Below are 14,601 nucleotides of genomic sequence, written 5' to 3' on the forward strand. Positions count from 1 at the left end.
TATTTCCTTTCGATATAAGAGTGAAAGGTCCATTTGTTAAAATTATTAAATGAGTATACAATCAGGCTGGACAAAAAATCCTGCAGCAGAAATCGGGTTAACATTATCTATAACTTTGCAGTTAACTTTTCAATACATGAGGAATTTGAACCTGCAGGGGGGACATACAAATTGCTAAGGGAGTCAGCAGCGAAGGCGGCATCAGACATTCATAATTTTAGGCAAGCATAACTTTGAGAAACTCATTGATAAAGCCATCGTAGTCAAGTTTAACGGCTATTCTGGTCTTTCCCTTCTGGCTGCCGGGCCGGATATCAATGTATGATAAACCCTTTCCTTCTACAGTTCCATCTATAACACTTACGTCGTAATAAATGTATTCTGCTATAGCAGGATTATTGATGATCATGATGGTAAGCAGATCGTGAATAGGTGCTCCTTTAATGCCGGGAACCAGCTTCTGATAAGCCTTATAATAGTACTCGAAAATAGGTTTTAATAAAATGGTGAAAGGGTTTGTAGCTGTATTTGTTACATATTCCACTGTTTCCATGGTCAATAAGGCGAATTCTGTTACATTTAGAGGGGTAATCGTAAGGTTATTGGCATATTTACAAATGTAATTGGAAGAGGTAGGGTCACCATAAAAATTGGCTTCTGCAAGAGGTGTAACGTTCCCGGGAACAAAGAAAGCACCGCCCATGATATAAAAAGCTCCCACTTGCTTGATCTGTTCGTCAAAGAGTATAAAAGCTATCGCCAAGCTAGTAGATCTTCCGGTATCAACAATAATCAAGTCTTTCTGATACTTTTCAATAAGGATACCTATTGTATCAAATGGATAGGTTTGATATTTCATATCAGCAGGAGGCTGAATAGGTCCAATCCCTTCGGCTCCATGGATATCCGGATAGTACGTAACTTTTTCCTGCTGAACAGGCTGAGCAGCACCAGGAATAATAGGAATATTTTTTTGTCCAGCCAGATCTAGCAGATAATAAGCATTTGATGTTGCCTGGTCCTCCGTTACATTCCCATAGCTTGTAACAAGTCCGACCAGTTCAAGATCTGGGTCCAGCAATGTATAAATAATTGCAAGAGAGTCGTCAATTCCAGGGTCACAAAATAATAAAATTTTCTTCGTTTTTCTTTTCGCCATTTAAACCCCTCCCTAAATTGCTTATACAAAAATATTCATAAATGACTTTTAATATGTTGTTTTAAGAAAAGGTCTAAAAATATAAAAAGCGCCTGTTCCCGTAAAAGTTGAAGGGAAAAGCGCGTGTCTTCTTTTCTTCTATTTTCTTTTTTGAGCCTTCATTTTGTTCTCTTCCAGTTCAGCAGCATACTCTTCGTATGTTTTACCCTGCTTCTGGCTTTCCGATTGAATTTTTTTGAACTTGTTATCATTTAGATTAGGCACGTCTTCACCCCCCTTTGGACAAGAGTATTTTTTTACAAAGGCAAGAACATTATTCGAACAAATAAACGAGGAGCATTTTTCGTAAAAAGGTTTCATTTCAGCCACACAGGGTATGATAACACCTGAAGTAATTGTGTTTTGGAAGAAACCCCATCACCTAACAATACAGGAAAATCCAGGTATAAATTTCTAAAACCGAGGTAAAATATCGTCATAAAATATTAGGAGGTCTGATTTTGGCAAAGAATAATGATAGGAATTCAGCAAATGATCAAGATGTAAAGCGTGAGACGCTGACGACTCGGCAGGGACATCCTGTTACTGATAACCAAAACATCCGTACGATAGGCAATCGGGGACCAGCGACCTTGGAGAATTACCATTTCATTGAGAAGATCTCCCATTTTGACAGGGAAGAAGTACCGGAGCGTGTGGTTCACGCAAGAGGAGCAGGGGCATTCGGTTACTTTGAGACATACGGAAAAGTTGGGGATGAGCCGGTCGAAAAGTATACACGCGCAAAGGTTTTTTCTGGTGCAGGGAAGAAGACGCCATTGATGGTACGCTTTTCTACCGTTGCAGGGGCAAAAGATTCACCGGAAACGGCTCGTGATCCGCGCGGCTTTGCAGTAAAAATGTACACAGAGGATGGAAACTGGGATTTAGTCGGTAATAACCTGAAAATCTTCTTTATCCGGGATGCGATGAAATTCCCTGATATGATTCACGCCTTCAAGCCTGATCCTGTTTCAAATGTGTCAAATCCCGAGCGGATGTTTGACTTTGTATCCAGGACACCTGAGGCCACACACATGATTACATTCTTGTTTTCACCTTGGGGAATACCCGCTACATACCGTCATATGCAAGGCTCCGGCGTCAATACGTATAAATGGGTGAATGAAAAAGGGGAAGCGGTACTGGTGAAATATCATTGGGAGCCGAAGCAGGGCATCCGCAACCTGACACAGGAAGAGGCAAACGAAATTCAGGCGAAAAATGTAGGTCATGCCACACAGGATTTATTTGAGTCAATTAAACGGGGAGATTATCCTGAATGGGAGCTATTTGTACAGATTATGGAGGATGATTACCATCCTGAACTGGATTTTGATCCCCTTGATGATACAAAGCTTTGGCCGGAAGATAAGTTCCCTTGGCTTCCTGTTGGCCGTATGGTTCTTGATCGCAATCCAGAGGATTATCATGCAGAGATTGAGCAGGCTGCCTTCGGTACAGGGGTACTCGTTGACGGAATGGATTTTTCTGATGATAAGATGCTTCAGGGCCGGACATTCTCTTATTCCGATACACAGCGCTATCGCGTAGGGGCAAACTATCTGAAATTACCGGTGAACGCGCCGAAAGCACCTGTTCGCACAAACCAGCAGCGCGGCCAAATGGATACTCGTGACCCTAAAGAATCGGGAGAAAATCCGCATATTAACTATGAGCCATCGATGAAGGGCGGCTTCAAGGAAGCACCTGAGGAAGGGCGCACACCGCATCGGCCAACCTATAATGCTGCAGCCATGAGCGCACCTATCGATCGTCCAAATAATTATGGTCAGGCAGGCCATACATATCGGAGCTTTGAAGATTGGGAGCGCGAGGAATTAATCAAAAACCTCTCTGAAGCACTGGCGGTATGTGACAAACGTATTCAGGATGCTATGTTTGAGCATTTCACACAGGCTGATGAAGATTATGGACGCCGTGTGAAGGAAGGAACCGAGAAAGTCATGAAAGAATTGCTGGCAATGAGCGGGGAAGAGCAAGTGCCTGGCCGAGACGCTGGAAGATCCAAATATGGCCAGGGTTCGATTGCTGAAAACGAGGCAGCAAAGGAAGCTGTTGAGAAAAGCCGTGAAACGGATCCATATTAATTAAGAAGCTAGGGCTGTCCAAAGGTGGACAGCTTTTTTTCTTTGTTTTTTCCATTTTTTAATTGCAGGCAGGTAGGACTTCCTCCCGGTTTTGTAGAATAATCTCCTAAACTATATAGCCAGAGGTGCCGAATGAAACCAATTATAGGGGTTACATCGAATTTAGATGACAAGCAGCTTTCCGTTTCAATGGATAATATCCATTCATTAGTAAACGCAGGGGCCGTTCCAATTGTTTTGCCTAATCTGCTGGAAGATGGCAAAATTGAAAAATTAGCTGAAGAGATGGATGGGCTGCTTCTTACGGGTGGAGGGGACATCGATCCCACCCTATTTGGTGAAGAACCCCATCAAAATCTGGGAAGCATCTGTCCTGAAAGAGACACGTTTGAACTCAGCATTATTAAAAAAATGCTGGCTCTTGATAAACCAATTTTAGCCATATGCAGGGGCTGCCAAATCCTCAGTATTGCTGCTGGGGGTGATATGTATCAAGACATCTATTTCCAGATGGGCGTCCCTCTTTTGCAGCATGCCCAAAAAGCACCCCGGTGGCATGCGTCCCACTTTGTAAATGTAAAAAGAAATTCTCTTCTGCACAGAGCCACTGGTGAGCTAAGTTTTAAAGTAAACAGCTATCATCATCAGGCTGTCCGCAAGATGCCTGAAAACTTTGAGGTATGTGCCGAGGCAAATGATGGAGTCATTGAGGCTTTTGAGAGTAACAAGCATAGCTTTGTATTAGGGGTACAGTGGCACCCTGAATGCATGACACAAAAGAACGATCACCCATCCTTAGCTATTTTTGATGCATTTATAAAGGCTTGCAAACAATAAAACTAGAAATAAAAAGCCGTCGCATTTTTCATTTTTGCGACGGCTCTTTCATAGTCCATTCTCTAAATAACTCTCTGAACAGGCGATAAACTCCCGAACCGCAAACGATAAGTACTTTTCCTTTTTCCAGATCATCCCCAGCTCCAAATTTATAGCAGATTCAGAGATTGGCAGAACAACAAGGTCTTGGCTGTATATATTCTGACAGATTTTACTTGGCAGCATAGTGATCCCCAGTTTTCCTTCAACCATCCCCAGCAGGAAGTCCTTTTGTGAGCTTTCACAGACAATATTGGGATGAAATCCGCTTTTCGAGCACTCCTCAATGATCAGGTCGTAAAGGGTGAAATCTTTTCGGTAGAGTATAAAGGGCTCATTCGCCAATTGTGAAAAGTGTACCTCACTATTTGAAGCCAGCGGATGTTCACGATGGACAATAAGCATTAAGGGGTCCTTTAAAACATTAATAATTTCAAAGCTGCTGCCTTGTGCAGGCACCGTACAAATAAGGCCAATATCCAATGTTCCATCGTCTACGCCCTTTTTAATTTTCTTTGTGCCTACCTCTGTTAATTTAATTTCAATCAATGGGAATTTTTCTTTATACTGGCTGATGAGCTGCGAAAAAAAAGCGGCACCTACAATAGGAGGGATGCCAATTTTGATTTCACCGCTCTTCAGCTCCGTCACATCTGTTAACTCCAAAGTCAGGTTTTTAAATGCGTCCAGCACTTTCTTTGCATTAATCAGCACCGCTTTTCCCGCATCCGTTAATTCAAGCTGCTTCGATGACCGGTAAAAAAGCGGCACCCCCAGTTCGCCTTCGAGGTTTTTTATGGCTTTGCTGATGGATGGCTGGGTGACATGCAGGGTCTGTGATGCTTTTGTGAAACTTAAGTGCTGAGCTACTTCAGCAAAATATTCCAAATGCCGTATATCCAAACAGATCCCCCCTTCATATAACCAAAAGGCATAATGTTTATAGATTATATGTATTTCATTTATGGATATCATTCATTATATAATAATCTACAACAATATAATACTGAAAATTAACAATATTCAATTTGGGGAGATGGTTAAGATGGATTTGCAGAAAGAATCTTTATTGCTTCATGAGAAGTTTCGAGGGAAGTTATCAATTGATGTGAAAATGCCGCTGAACAGCATGAAGGATTTAAGCTTAGCCTATTCCCCAGGAGTAGCAGAGCCATGCCGGAAAATTCATGACCAGCCTGAGAAAGTCTATGATTATACAATAAAAGGCAATTTAATCGCGGTTGTCTCTGACGGAACATCGGTGCTGGGGCTTGGCGATATTGGCCCTGAAGCCTCCATGCCCGTCATGGAGGGGAAGGCTGCCCTATTTAAAGCTTTTGCAGGAATTGATGCCGTTCCAATTTGCCTTGATACGAAGGATCCCGAAGAAATCATTAAAACAGTCAAGCTGCTGCAGCCTTCCTTTGGAGGCATCAACCTGGAAGATATCGCGGCACCTAATTGCTTTTACATTGAAGAACGCCTTAAGCAGGAAATGAACATTCCCGTTTTTCATGATGACCAGCATGGAACAGCCATCGTAACGGCTGCCGGTTTAAAAAATGCTTTAAAGCTTGTTGATAAACAAATGGAAAAAATAAAAATCGTAATCAATGGGGCAGGTGCCGCAGGAATCGCGATTATCAAGCTGCTCCTTAATATGGGTGTAAAAGATATCATCATGTGCGATACAAAGGGAGCGATTTATGAAGGAAGACAGGAGCGTATGAACCCTGTCAAAGAGTCTGTGGCGAAAATCACCAATCCAGACAAACGGCAGGGTCCGCTTGAAGAGGTTATTATCGGCGCTGATGTGTTTATCGGGGTTTCATCTGCAGGAGCCTTAACAAAGGAAATGGTCCAGACAATGAGTCAGGATTCCATTATTTTCGCCATGGCAAATCCGGTTCCAGAAATCATGCCGGAAGAGGCAAAGGAGGCAGGAGCCAAAGTGGTAGGAACAGGACGCTCTGACTTGCCTAACCAGGTGAATAATGTCCTCGCATTCCCGGGGATTTTCAGAGGGGCTTTGGACGTCAGGGCTACTGAAATTAATGAAGAAATGAAGATGGCAGCTGTCGAGGCCATCGCCGGATTAATCGACGCTACAGACTTATCACCGGATTATGTAATACCAGGACCGCTCGACAGCCGAGTTGTTCCGGCCGTAAGGGATGCCGTAGTAAAAGCCGCCCAGAAAACCGGTGCTGCCCGGATCGAAATCCTGCAGAGCGAGACGATAAGCCAATAGACTGAAATTTGCATGCGGAGGCATGTTCAAGCGAAGTAAATCATAGTATCCAAAGTATCAGGATGCTGGTTTTGCCAATGGGAATTATTTTATCACTTTCGTCACTCTGAATTAATGGCTGTTTTCTTAAGGTTCTATGTTTCTAAGCGGATAACTAAGTTTATCAGCTGAGTTGATTAAAGCGGAGGAAACTTGACTCCTGCAAAACCGAGGAGGCTCCCGTTCCTCCCCGCGGAAAGCATGTGTCCGTAGCGGAAATCAGCGGACAGCCTTATAAAATTTCCTATCTTTAGAAAAGAGCAAATTAATTTTATTAAGGAGATTGATACCGATGAAAGTATACGAAGTAATCGAGACGCAGGAAATGTTCCGTGGTGAAATCATCGAAGACTATTATATTATTTATGAGCAAACAGAAAACAAAATCTTTGAAAATCGAAACAATCATCTGTTTCAGCAGGAAAGATTTTTAGAAGAGACAGTTAATGTCTTTAAAGGAAACCCGCACTCCACCCTAAAAAAAGTAAAAGCATATCCCATTCGCCATCTTGCATTTGGAGATATCCGCGAAACAATCAGAAACGACTTTCCGGATCTCTTTAAGAAACTGAACAGGTCTCCGGCATAATAATAACAGGCAGCCTCTATTTGATGGAGGCTGTCCTTTTTTATAGAACCCCATAATGGAAAAATAACCTATCTATCTGTATGATGGTATAACGGTAAAAAGAAAACTTCTGCACGGCTGTTTTTCCGTAAAATATTTAGGGAACAATCCAGATGTGAACTTATTAGAGGGGTGGAGCAATGATTCGATTTGACAATGTGTCAAAACAGTATGGGAATGGAACCAAGGCTGTTGATTCAATTAATTTACATATAAAAGAAGGCGAGTTCTTCGTTATTATCGGTCCGAGCGGTTCTGGAAAAACAACCGTTCTGAAGATGATTAATAGACTGATTCCTTTGACATCAGGAACGATATCCATTAAAGGCAAACGGATAAGTGACTATGACATTCATGAGCTCCGCTGGGATATCGGCTATGTCCTCCAGCAAATTGCCCTTTTTCCTCACATGACAATTGCGGAGAACATCGCAATAGTACCCGAGCTAAAGAACTGGGAACAGGGAAAAATCCAAGAACGGATTGATGAGTTATTGGGAATGGTCGGATTGGAGCCTGACATCTACCGCAGCAGAAGGCCACATGAACTCTCAGGGGGACAGCAGCAAAGAGTCGGAGTAACAAGAGCCCTGGCCGCCAATCCGCCTATCATCCTGATGGACGAGCCTTTTAGTGCGCTGGATCCCATAAGCAGGGAAAAGCTTCAGGACGACCTAATCCATCTCCAGAAAAAAATAGAGAAGACAATCGTCTTTGTCACACATGACATGAAGGAAGCTTTAAAGCTTGGTGACCGCATTTGTGTCATGAAGGACGGGAAAATCGTGCAAGTTGGCACTCCAGAGGAGCTTCTTGCTAACCCGGAGGATGACTTTGTCCGGCAGTTTGTCGGGGAAGAGCGGGGTCCTTACATGGAGGGATTCAGCCTTCAAGATATCCTCCAGCCGATTTCAGAAACCGAACAGAACGGGGCAGTCATTTCCGTCTCGGCTTCACTGGAAGAAACTCTTAACTTATTGGCAGCTCAAGATGAACTTGCTGTGGAAGAGGGCGGAAACATCATTGGAATGGTTAACAGGCAGGCCGTTATTCGTAAGCTGGCTGGCAGCATGAAGAAAGAGGTGAGGTCATGAACACCTTCAGCTCTGTTTTTAATGAAAGGAAAGGGCAATTATTAAGTGTACTTATTGAACATATACAGATTTCGCTTATTGCTTTGTTTTTCGCAGTCCTGATTGCGATCCCGCTTGGAATTTATCTGGCTAACAAACAAAAAATAGCAGAAGGGATCATTGGAGTGACGGCAGTATTGCAGACTGTGCCCTCTTTAGCTTTGCTTGGTCTTTTAATTCCCTTATTTGGCATTGGGAAAGTTCCGGCAATTATCGCACTAGTCGTATATGCACTTCTGCCCATACTAAGAAATACATATACAGGCATAAAGGAAGTGGATGATTCCATTATCGAAGCGGCAAGGGCAATGGGAATGAACAGGCGGAAAAGGCTCTTGAAGGTAGAGCTTCCTCTCGCCATGCCGGTGATAATGGCCGGAATCCGGACAGCTATGGTTTTAATTGTTGGAACGGCTACACTTGCAGCATTAATTGGAGCAGGAGGACTGGGAGAACTGATCCTCCTTGGAATCGACCGGAATAATACGGCACTGATCGTTCTTGGGGCCATACCTGCAGCCATATTGGCAATCCTTTTTGACATGCTGCTGCGCCGCTTCGAGCATATGTCATTTAAAAGATCGCTCACAGCGCTGGGGATATTTATTTGTGCGATGATACTGGTTATGGCCATCCCTTTAGTGACAAATAAATCAGAAGAGAATCTTGTCATTGGCGGGAAGCTTGGTTCAGAACCGGAAATCCTTATCAATATGTACAAATTACTGATTGAAAATGAAACCGACCTTAACGTTGAGTTACAGCCAGGATTAGGAAAAACGTCGTTTGTCTTCAATGCGCTGAAATCAGGCAGCATCGATGCGTATCCTGAGTTTACCGGTACGGCCATTGCTGAATTTTTAAAAGAGACAGCGGTAAGCACCGACAGTGGAGAGGTTTATGAGCAGGCGAGAAAAGGAATGAAAGAACAATACGACATGGAGCTGTTAGAACCGATGGCATACAATAATACCTATGCTTTGGCAGTTCCTAAGCAATTGGCCGAGGAATTTGGCCTGCAATCTATTTCAGATCTAAAAGCTGTCGAGAAAAACATAAAAGCTGGCTTCACCCTTGAATTTTCGGATCGGGAAGATGGTTATCGTGGAATCCAGGAGCTATATGGCGTGGAATTTCCAACTGTTTTAACCATGGAGCCTAAGCTGCGCTATGGAGCAATCGAAAAAGGCGAAATCAACCTAGTGGATGCTTATTCAACAGATAGTGAAATAGCAAGATATAACCTCACTGTCCTGGAGGATGACAAGAATCTTTTCCCTCCGTATCAGGGTGCACCATTGCTAAGAGCTGAAACAGTCGAGGAACACCCCGAATTGGTTAGAGCCTTGAACAAATTGAGCGGTAAAATTAGCGACGATGAAATGCGTGAAATGAATTATAAAATCAATGTGGAAGGGGCAAGAGCAGAAGAAACTGCCCGGGAGTATTTGAAAAAGGAGGGGCTTCTTAAGTAGTACTCGAAAACCGTCTGGGGAGAATCCAGGCGGTTTTTGCATGGTGAACTGTTTTAAATTATGTCCGACTATCATACACATTTCTTAATCGCACTTGTGCTTAAGGAGATGTTGATATGCTATTTGAGATGGAAAAGGCTAACCTGCTCGCTGAAAATATTAAGGACTTTCTTGACTTTCTCGATAAAAATCTTGAAAGAAATATCTTTTATATGGACACTGACAAAATACATCAAATCAAATTGATTGCTGCAGACTTTAAGTTTCATATCCTCGCAGATGAGCTGTTCAGAATCAATCGCTTTGTCTGGGACCCAAAGTATACAAATTATTTGGTGGACCGGTTTGTAAAAGGGCTCACCATTATAGATGAATATGTACATAGAAACTATAACAGCCTGTTTATGGTGACTGGAAGATTATATACGTTGAAGAATCTCAGTGCATTATTCAGCAAAGATTAAACAGACAGAGCTGCTCCTATTTTTCTATTCCTAAGAGTTTTAGCGTGGAAGGAAATATTGCCTCTCTTAATTTTTAACTATTTGGATTATAATAATTAAAGTTTATTCTTTTACTTTAAACAATTAGGGGTATGAAAAATGGAGAAGCACAAGATCTTAAGAATTCTGGAAAAAGAATTAGTGGTTGCCCTTGGATGTACGGAACCTGTTGCGATTGCACTTGCTGCAGCCACTGCAAAGAGCCATGCAAAAGGGGAAATAAAAGAGCTTTGCTTAAAAGCGAGCGGAAATATTATTAAAAATGCTAAGTCAGTAGGAATACCCGGCATGAGTTCCTATGGTCTTGATTTCGCAGCGGCAATCGGCGCTGTGGCAGGGGACCCTGCAAGAAAGCTGGAAGTATTAGAGGGAGTGGGGCCAGAAGATGAACTTTTGGCGCTGAAACTTATTGAAGAAGGAAAAGTAATTTCCCTCCAGGCGGAGACGCCAAAAAGGCTGTTTATCGAAGCGGAATTAAAAACAGATATGCAGACTGCCAGAGTGGTAATCTCTGATAACCACAGCAATATTACCTTAATAGAGGTTGATGGAAAGGCTATCTACCAGGGCGGATGTGAAAATATAGGAATTCAATCGGAAGAAGATGAATTAATTGCACTTTCTATTGATGAGATATATGAATGGGTGCTTAATGCAGAAATCAGTTCCTTATCACTTGTCAAAAAGAGTATCGAGCTTAATCGGGTCATTGGAATGGAAGGCCTTTCAGGCGAATATGGCTTAAAGGTAGGGAAAACGATAAAGAAAAATGTGAAAATGGGCATCTTGTCTGATGATATTGCCACTGCAGCAATGTCTTTGGCAGCAGCTGGATCAGATGCGAGAATGGCAGGCTCCACTCTGCCTGTCATGGCAAATACCGGAAGCGGCAACCAGGGAATCGCAGTCACACTTCCAGTTGTTGCTGCTGCAGAAAGACTAAAGGTTTCTGAGGAAAAAATGATTAGGGCAGTGGCACTCAGTCATCTGATAACCATTCATATTAAATCTAAATTTGGCCGGCTTTCAGCATTATGCGGTGTAACAGCTGCAGGAATGGGGGCAAGTGGAGCCATCGTATATTTGCTGGATGGAGAGCTTCAGCAAATTAAAGCAGCCATACAAAACACAATTGGGAATGTTTCCGGAATGATCTGTGACGGAGCAAAAGCCGGCTGTGCCATGAAAGTATCTACCTGCTCCAATGTAGCTGTGCAGTCTGCCCTCCTTGCGCTCAACGATCAGGAAATCAAATCAACCGATGGATTTATTCACGATGACGTTGAAAAGAGCATCGAGAGTTTTTGTAAATTAGGGAATGAAGGAACCCGTCATACGGATGAGCTGATTTTAAAATTGATGATGGAGAAATAAACTGAAAAAAAGGCCCTCTCTTTAAGAAAAGGGCCTTTTTGGTGTGCTAATTACGAAATCATCCCTCGTCGAAACATCTCCGCAATTGCCTGTGTCCGGTTTTGAGCTCCCAGTTTCCTAATAGCTGTTTTAATATACTGGTTGATGGTGACTTGACTGATAAACATGGAGTCAGCCATTTCTTTGATGCTTTCCCCCCCAGGAAATCCTTTTCATGACCTCCATTTCTCTTCTGCTTAATAGCCGGGCATCTCCTTTTCCTTCCGTTTTTTCAAGGGTTTTTCCTACGTGTTGACCAAATTGTGTATAAGAAGAAAGCTGCTGATCAGATATTTTTCCGTGCTCATCAAATTCGTTTGTGCAAATATAGCCGATAGGAACGGCACCAAAGCAGATGGGGATAGCCAGGAAGGAGTTGACATTGGAAGTTGTTATGTATTTGATGTTTATTTGCTTAAGGTACTCGATCCCAGAACAATATTTTGCTTTTCGTTCATAAAGGGCGGAGTAAATGAGCGGCAATGAACGAATATCATCCCTGATATCTCTGATATGAATTAATCCGTGGCACGTTATTGCGATGATTCCTTCACCAATAAAACCTAAAGGTGAATACCGGAATAAATGGGCATTCTTTACAGGGAAAACGTTCATATAAACCTCTAGAATTTTATACAGCTTTTCCTCATGACTCTCGACATCCTCTAAATTCTGGATATTATCCAAAATGGTAGATTCTAATGCCATATTAACAGTTTGACCCGCTGCGGGATGATATGCTGAACGCTTAAAAGAAGCAGGCGTCCCGGTCGAAGCCAAACGGTATGACGGCATGATCCATGGCTTCTTCTGGATGCCAGGTGTACTGGAGCAGGGAAGAAAATCGATTGAGCAGGCGGCAAATGCTTTAAAGCGTGTGTTCCAGGGTAGTGTCGCTTCGAAATAATATATGCAGATTGGACACTTCTGATTGAAGGAGTGTCCTTTTTTGTGTTAGTTTTGTAAATTAATTACTTGCCAGATTTTCTGAAGAGCTCATGGCGACTAAAGGAATTAATACGGTCGCCATGGAGGGCTCATGACGACGAAAATGCAAGAGAGGGAAAGAAAACGGTCGCCAAGGAGCGTTCATGACGACGAAAGTGCAAGAGAGGAAAAGAAAATGGCCGTCATAGATGGCTCATGACGACGAAAATACAAGAGAGGAAAAGAAAATGGTCGTCATGGAGGGTTCATGACGACGAAAATGCAAGAGAGGAAAAGAAAATGGTCGTCATGGAGGGCTCATGACGACGAAAATGCAAGAGAGGAAAAGAAAATGGTCGTTATGGAGCGTTCATGACGACGAAAATGCAAGAGAGGAAAAGAAAATGGCCGTCATGGATGGCTCATGACGACGAAAATACAAGAGAGAAAAAGAAAACGGTCGCCATAGAGCGTTTATGAAGACGAAAATGTAAGCGAGGGAAAGAAAACGGTCGCCATAAAGCGTTTATGAAGACGAAAGCGAAATCGGGGAAAAGAAAACAGTCGTCATAAAGAACATGAGATCAAAAATATCCAGCAAACTGGCTGCCACTGCCATTGTGGGGTAATCTTTTTAAGCTTCCTCCTATCTATTAAGATACATTTCCACAGATGGCGGGAGACAGGTCTACTGCCTGTTTCTATTAACCTATAGAAAATCACTGGTGATTTCACTATAATAATAGAAACTTTAATATCGAGGTGCAGCATGATCATTGGGAAAATAATTAAGTTTTACAGGGAACGAGAAGGCCTAACTCAGGGTCAGCTGGGAGAAGGGATTTGTTCAGTAACCCATTTAAGTAAAATTGAAAGGGGGATTACCGAATACTCCGGGGAAATTACACACCTCCTGGCCAGGAGGCTCGGCATTAATCCCGAAGAAGAAATACTTCGATATCATCAGCTTGCAAAGAGGCTGGATGAATGGCATGAGAGCATGATCATGCAGCGAATACAGGAATCAAAACAGATAAAAAAGGAGCTGCAGGTTGAAAAACTGATTCATATGCCAGATTTTCAGACTCTATATGGGCTTCTGTCAGCAAGGTTCTATTTATCTGTGAGTGATTTGGAGTCAGCCTCAAAATTAATCTCGGATCTTAATAAAGCTTCCGCTGCCTTTTCGCCTCATGATGCGAATCTGTTGAAACATATCCAGGGCATCTATTACTTTCTTACAGGTCAATACCGTGACTGTATCAGCTGTTTAGCTTCCATTGACAGAGATCAGTACAACTATGATGAATACTATTACCACCTAGCGATTGCTTACCATTCCATCCATTCAAATATTACAGCCTATTATTACGGGAAAAAGGCTCTTCAATATTTTCAAAGAACCTTAAATATTCTCCGCATTATAGACACAGAAATGCTGCTGATTGTTCAGCTAAATGCCAAAGAACTACATGATTTTAATGAAACAAAGGAAAAATATGAACAGTTAATTAAGTTATGTGATGCGTGTAATTCAGGTGACCGGAAATCCAAGCTTTATCATAATCTGGCATTCGAATATTTTCGCCGAAAGAAATACAGGGAATCTGCAGGCCTCTATGAAGAAGCACTTAAGCTTACTGCCGAAAATGCCCCTCACTATTTAACTGCTTTAGATGGTTACATTCATACCTGTTATAAAGGAAAACTTCAGGCCGGCAGTGCGCTAATAAAATTAGCTGAAGAGGGCATGGAGAGGGCAAAAGCAGCTGATTCATTTACCTGGATTTATTTTCAGCTTCATCTTCATCTATTGAAAAAAGAAGAACAGCAATACTATCAATTTATTGAGGAAACAGCTTTGCCGTACTTTAAGAAAATTGGCTATGGCATTTTAATCGACCATTATGAGAAAAAGCTTTTCCATTTTTATTCAGAAATAGGTGAGGCACAAAAAGCAATTGAGCTCGCCCGTTCTTTTATACAGAAACAAAAAAGCTATTATGATCACGAGTAACCTTTTTTCGCAATGAAAAAAATGAGACTG

14 protein-coding genes and 1 pseudogene are annotated in these 14,601 nt (G+C 42.3%); 10 read left to right on the plus strand and 5 right to left on the minus strand.

Translation table 11 applies throughout. From position 1 onward, the window contains the following. Positions 1–217: 217 nt before the first annotated feature. A complete protein-coding gene (locus AC0VZ9_RS11630; RefSeq protein WP_251266599.1) occupies positions 218–1,159 on the minus strand; it encodes a nucleoside hydrolase in 942 nt (313 codons plus the stop codon). A gap of 138 nt (positions 1,160–1,297) precedes the next feature. Then, a complete protein-coding gene (locus tag AC0VZ9_RS11635; RefSeq protein ID WP_019382015.1) occupies positions 1,298–1,423 on the minus strand; it encodes a hypothetical protein in 126 nt (41 codons plus the stop codon). Positions 1,424–1,659: 236 nt separating this feature from the next. Between AC0VZ9_RS11635 and AC0VZ9_RS11640 the strand changes: the two genes are divergently transcribed. Beyond that, positions 1,660–3,309, plus strand: a complete 1,650-nt coding sequence (locus tag AC0VZ9_RS11640; protein WP_009330470.1) for a catalase — start codon at positions 1,660–1,662, stop codon at positions 3,307–3,309. Positions 3,310–3,441: 132 nt separating this feature from the next. Continuing rightward, complete coding sequence (locus AC0VZ9_RS11645) at positions 3,442–4,146, plus strand: gamma-glutamyl-gamma-aminobutyrate hydrolase family protein (protein ID WP_019382016.1); 705 nt, start codon at positions 3,442–3,444, stop codon at positions 4,144–4,146. 48 nt (positions 4,147–4,194) lie between these two features. Here the strand turns inward: AC0VZ9_RS11645 and AC0VZ9_RS11650 are convergent, their stop codons facing one another. Continuing rightward, the gene (locus AC0VZ9_RS11650; RefSeq protein WP_019382017.1) at positions 4,195–5,088 is read right to left on the minus strand and encodes a LysR family transcriptional regulator; all 894 of its coding nucleotides are present in this window, start codon (positions 5,086–5,088) and stop codon (positions 4,195–4,197) included. Positions 5,089–5,230: 142 nt separating this feature from the next. Between AC0VZ9_RS11650 and ystJ the strand changes: the two genes are divergently transcribed. The 6 genes from ystJ to AC0VZ9_RS11680 all read left to right on the plus strand — a co-directional run bounded on the left by ystJ (position 5,231) and on the right by AC0VZ9_RS11680 (position 11,588). Then, positions 5,231–6,436, plus strand: coding sequence for an NADP-dependent malic enzyme (gene ystJ / locus AC0VZ9_RS11655; protein WP_034295647.1), 1,206 nt, complete (start codon positions 5,231–5,233; stop codon positions 6,434–6,436). Positions 6,437–6,767: 331 nt separating this feature from the next. Then, the gene (locus tag AC0VZ9_RS11660; RefSeq protein WP_071158436.1) at positions 6,768–7,064 is read left to right on the plus strand and encodes a hypothetical protein; all 297 of its coding nucleotides are present in this window, start codon (positions 6,768–6,770) and stop codon (positions 7,062–7,064) included. Positions 7,065–7,243: 179 nt separating this feature from the next. Further along, a complete protein-coding gene (locus AC0VZ9_RS11665; protein WP_019382020.1) occupies positions 7,244–8,197 on the plus strand; it encodes an ABC transporter ATP-binding protein in 954 nt (317 codons plus the stop codon). After that, positions 8,194–9,711 (plus strand): osmoprotectant update ABC transporter permease/substrate-binding subunit OpuFB, encoded by a 1,518-nt coding sequence (gene opuFB, locus AC0VZ9_RS11670; protein ID WP_475397426.1) that lies wholly within the window; start codon positions 8,194–8,196, stop codon positions 9,709–9,711. Before AC0VZ9_RS11665 ends, opuFB begins: the two co-directional genes overlap by 4 nt. A gap of 116 nt (positions 9,712–9,827) precedes the next feature. Beyond that, positions 9,828–10,175 carry a hypothetical protein gene (locus AC0VZ9_RS11675; RefSeq protein WP_009330462.1) on the plus strand — a complete coding sequence of 116 codons (348 nt, stop codon included), beginning with the start codon at positions 9,828–9,830 and terminating at the stop codon, positions 10,173–10,175. 138 nt (positions 10,176–10,313) lie between these two features. Then, complete coding sequence (locus AC0VZ9_RS11680) at positions 10,314–11,588, plus strand: L-cysteine desulfidase family protein (RefSeq protein WP_009330461.1); 1,275 nt, start codon at positions 10,314–10,316, stop codon at positions 11,586–11,588. 50 nt (positions 11,589–11,638) lie between these two features. Here the strand turns inward: AC0VZ9_RS11680 and AC0VZ9_RS11685 are convergent, their stop codons facing one another. Together AC0VZ9_RS11685 and AC0VZ9_RS11690 are read right to left on the minus strand one after the other, a co-directional pair. Beyond that, positions 11,639–11,767: a LuxR C-terminal-related transcriptional regulator gene (locus tag AC0VZ9_RS11685; RefSeq protein WP_286676842.1), complete on the minus strand. Its 129-nt coding sequence runs from the start codon at positions 11,765–11,767 to the stop codon at positions 11,639–11,641. After that, a complete protein-coding gene (locus tag AC0VZ9_RS11690; protein ID WP_475397427.1) occupies positions 11,760–12,422 on the minus strand; it encodes a helix-turn-helix transcriptional regulator in 663 nt (220 codons plus the stop codon). The genes AC0VZ9_RS11685 and AC0VZ9_RS11690 overlap by 8 nt, the downstream gene beginning before the upstream one ends. On the opposite strand from AC0VZ9_RS11690, the pseudogene AC0VZ9_RS11695 reads away from it, so the two are divergent. Beyond that, positions 12,397–12,534: pseudogene (locus AC0VZ9_RS11695) on the plus strand (alpha/beta hydrolase); the annotation flags it as partial. The gene AC0VZ9_RS11690 and the pseudogene AC0VZ9_RS11695 sit on opposite strands and share 26 nt — an antisense overlap. A 789-nt stretch (positions 12,535–13,323) precedes the next feature. Continuing rightward, positions 13,324–14,571: a helix-turn-helix domain-containing protein gene (locus AC0VZ9_RS11700; RefSeq protein WP_217025142.1), complete on the plus strand. Its 1,248-nt coding sequence runs from the start codon at positions 13,324–13,326 to the stop codon at positions 14,569–14,571. Positions 14,572–14,601: the final 30 nt, after the last annotated feature.

It is taken from the genome of Cytobacillus sp. QJM3NY_8 (assembly GCF_056173585.1).

Coding starts and splice junctions, on each gene's coding strand:
- AC0VZ9_RS11630 (WP_251266599.1), bottom strand. CDS start 1,159: ATGGCGAAAAGAAAAACGAAGAAAATTTTATTATTTTGTGACCCTGGA.
- AC0VZ9_RS11645 (WP_019382016.1), top strand. CDS start 3,442: ATGAAACCAATTATAGGGGTTACATCGAATTTAGATGACAAGCAGCTT.
- ystJ (WP_034295647.1), top strand. CDS start 5,231: ATGGATTTGCAGAAAGAATCTTTATTGCTTCATGAGAAGTTTCGAGGG.
- AC0VZ9_RS11660 (WP_071158436.1), top strand. CDS start 6,768: ATGAAAGTATACGAAGTAATCGAGACGCAGGAAATGTTCCGTGGTGAA.
- AC0VZ9_RS11665 (WP_019382020.1), top strand. CDS start 7,244: ATGATTCGATTTGACAATGTGTCAAAACAGTATGGGAATGGAACCAAG.
- opuFB (WP_475397426.1), top strand. CDS start 8,194: ATGAACACCTTCAGCTCTGTTTTTAATGAAAGGAAAGGGCAATTATTA.
- AC0VZ9_RS11675 (WP_009330462.1), top strand. CDS start 9,828: ATGCTATTTGAGATGGAAAAGGCTAACCTGCTCGCTGAAAATATTAAG.
- AC0VZ9_RS11680 (WP_009330461.1), top strand. CDS start 10,314: ATGGAGAAGCACAAGATCTTAAGAATTCTGGAAAAAGAATTAGTGGTT.
- AC0VZ9_RS11685 (WP_286676842.1), bottom strand. CDS start 11,767: ATGGCTGACTCCATGTTTATCAGTCAAGTCACCATCAACCAGTATATT.
- AC0VZ9_RS11690 (WP_475397427.1), bottom strand. CDS start 12,422: ATGCCGTCATACCGTTTGGCTTCGACCGGGACGCCTGCTTCTTTTAAG.
- AC0VZ9_RS11700 (WP_217025142.1), top strand. CDS start 13,324: ATGATCATTGGGAAAATAATTAAGTTTTACAGGGAACGAGAAGGCCTA.